The organism is Pseudomonas sp. GM84 (genome assembly GCF_000282535.1).
Classification (GTDB): Bacteria; Pseudomonadota; Gammaproteobacteria; order Pseudomonadales; family Pseudomonadaceae; genus Aquipseudomonas.
This window is the reverse complement of sequence record NZ_AKJC01000289.1, coordinates 1-2780: the sequence shown is the minus strand read 5'-3', so window position 1 is coordinate 2780 and position 2780 is coordinate 1. Positions and strand designations below refer to the sequence as shown.

2 protein-coding genes are annotated in these 2780 nt (G+C 63.4%); one reads left to right on the top strand and one right to left on the bottom strand.

What is annotated here, in order from left to right; genetic code table 11:
* Positions 1-290: 290 nt before the first annotated feature.
* Positions 291-1610: a Na+/H+ antiporter family protein gene (locus PMI38_RS21030; protein WP_008098441.1), complete on the top strand. Its 1320-nt coding sequence runs from the start codon at positions 291-293 to the stop codon at positions 1608-1610.
* A gap of 4 nt (positions 1611-1614) precedes the next feature.
* On the opposite strand, the gene PMI38_RS21025 is transcribed toward PMI38_RS21030, so the two are convergent.
* Positions 1615-2622: a FecR family protein gene (locus PMI38_RS21025; RefSeq protein ID WP_008098439.1), complete on the bottom strand. Its 1008-nt coding sequence runs from the start codon at positions 2620-2622 to the stop codon at positions 1615-1617.
* Positions 2623-2780 lie beyond the last annotated feature (158 nt).

Sequence of the window (2780 nt, the reverse complement as noted above, 5' to 3'; positions counted from 1 at the left end):
AAAGGCGGACAACCATGGCCTAACAGACCGTGGCACGTTGCAACAAATGTAGGAGCGGATTCATCCGCGATGCGCCGCGCGGGCGGCGCTCGATCTCAAAAACGCCACACAACCCAAACCATGCACCCTGCATCCCCGCTATATCGACCCGTTCCGATTTTTCTTTATTCAAACGTTCAATTAAAATTCACCACCGCGCGTAACACGCCGTACCATGGCGCTTTTGACATCCGCCCCCCACTGCTTCAGAGTGCGCGGTTTTTGTCTGTCGCCACGAGGTAAACCAAACCATGAATGCTGTGATAGCCGCCGTCGGCATCATGCTGATACTCAGCCTGTCCCGGGTGCACGTGGTGATCGCCCTGATCATCGGCGCGCTGGTCGGAGGCTTGGTTGGCGGGCTGGGTATCGAGGGGACGCTCAAGGCCTTCAACGGCGGCCTGGGCGGTGGCGCCACGGTGGCGTTGTCGTATGCCTTGCTCGGCGCCTTTGCCGTGGCCATCGCCAAGTCAGGCCTGGCCCATGCCCTGGCTGACCGTGCCCTGAGCATGATCGACCGCCAGGGTCACGCCAACGGCGGCAAGGTCAAATGGCTGCTGATCGGCCTGATGCTGGTAGTGGCGGTGTCGTCGCAGAACATCCTGCCCATCCACATCGCCTTCATCCCGCTGCTGGTGCCGCCGCTTCTGTACGTGCTGACCCGCCTGCGCATCGACCGCCGGCTGATCGCCTGTGTCATCACCTTCGGCTTGATCACGCCGTACATGTTCCTGCCGGTGGGCTTCGGCAACATCTTCCTCAACGAGATCCTGCTGGCCAACGTCGCCCGCGCCGGGGTCGATGTCAGCGCGGTCAACGTCACCCATGCCATGGCCATTCCGGCCGCGGGCATGTTGGTCGGCCTGCTGCTGGCGGTGTTCGTCAGCTACCGCAAGAAGCGCGACTACGACCTGGCGCGCATCGAGCAGGTCGAGCAGGTCAGCGTCCAGTACAACCCGCTGACGCTGCTGGTGGCGGGGCTGGCCATTGCCTCGGCGTTCATCGTCCAGCTGTGGCTGGATTCGATGATCATCGGCGCCATGGTCGGTTTCTTGATCTTCTCGCTGTCAGGCATCGTGCGCTGGAAAGAGACCGACGACCTGTTCACCGAAGGCATGAAGATGATGGCCATGATCGGCTTCATCATGATTGCCGCGTCGGGCTTCGCCGATGTGATGAAAGCCACGGGCGAGGTCAAGAGCCTGGTGGAAACATCGGCGCAGTGGATCGACCACAGCAAGGGCATTGGTGCCTTGCTGATGCTGTTGGTGGGACTGCTGGTGACCATGGGGATCGGTTCGTCGTTCTCGACGGTGCCGATCCTGGCCGCGATCTTCGTGCCACTGTGCGTGCAGCTGGGCTTCGACCCGCTGGCCACGGTGTGCATCGTCGGTACGGCGGGTGCCTTGGGTGATGCGGGCTCGCCGGCATCGGACTCGACGCTCGGGCCGACCTCGGGGCTGAACGTGGACGGCCAGCATCACCATATCTGGGACACCGTGGTACCGACGTTCCTGCACTACAACCTGCCGCTGCTGGCCTTCGGCTGGCTGGCGGCGATGACGCTGTAGGGCCTCAGCCCTTGTCGGGCGGCGGGGAAATGCCATTGAGCACGGTACTGCCGTCCTTGCTGCGGGTCAGGTAGACCGGCAGCACCTTGGGCAGGTTGTCCACCAGGCGCCCGACTTCGCGGGTGTTGTAGATGCCGCTGATGCGAATCCGGCCGGTGCTGGCATCGGCCAGCAGCAGCGGCTTTTCGAGGTAGCGATTGATGACCGGCAGGGCCTGTTCCAGGCTGAGGTTATCGAGTACCAGCTTGCCGCTGCGCCAGGCCAGGCTGTTGCCGTAGTCGTCGCTCTGGGCCATCTGCGGCTCGAAGTCGCCGGTGCGGTAACTGGCCTGCATGCCGGGGCCGAGGCGGTAGCCGCCCGTGCTGCCATTGCTGCTGACCAGCACCGAACCTTGCACCAGGGTGACCTTGACCTGGTCCTCATACTTCCACACGTTGAACTGGGTACCCGTCACCCGCGTCTGGCCATGCGCTGCCTGCACGATGAAGGGGTGTGCACTGTCGTGCTGCACCTTGAAGAACGCCTCGCCACGCTTGAGGGTGACCTGGCGCCGGTCCTTGTAATTGAGGTAGGTCAGTTCGCTGTTGAGGTTGAGCTCGACCGTACTGCCGTCGCTCAGCTGCACGGTCTGGGTGTTATCGCTGGCGCTGAAGTGCTGGTAGTGGTTGGGTAGCCAGCCTTGCTCCCAACCCACCCAACCCGCCAGGGGCAAGGCCAGCAGGGCAAGCGCCGCGGCCGACGCCAGCGGGCGCCAGTTGCGGCGCTGGGGCAAGCGTTGCGCGGGCGGGTTGAAGTCGATGACCGTAGCGGTGCGGGGCAGCAAGTCGGCGGTTTGCCAGATCTCCAGCATGGCCTGGTACTCGTCGGCGTGGCGCGGGTCGGCGGCCAGCCAGCGGGCGAACGCTTCGCGCTCGACCAGCGTGCAATCGTCGGCGTGCAGGCGCATGCACCAGTGCGCGGCAGCGTCGGTAATGGCATCGTCTGGGCTGGGATTGAGGCGGTCTTGGTTCATTGCGGCTCCGGGTTTTGCGCATTCTACCCCCGCGGAGGGGTTCCGAGAACCGAGGTAATGGCGAATGACTATCAGTTGTGACGGTTTTTCGTCGGTTGGGCAATGGAATTTCAGTGTTTGAGAAGCTTTCGCGGCGTCCTGCAAGGGCCTCATCGCCG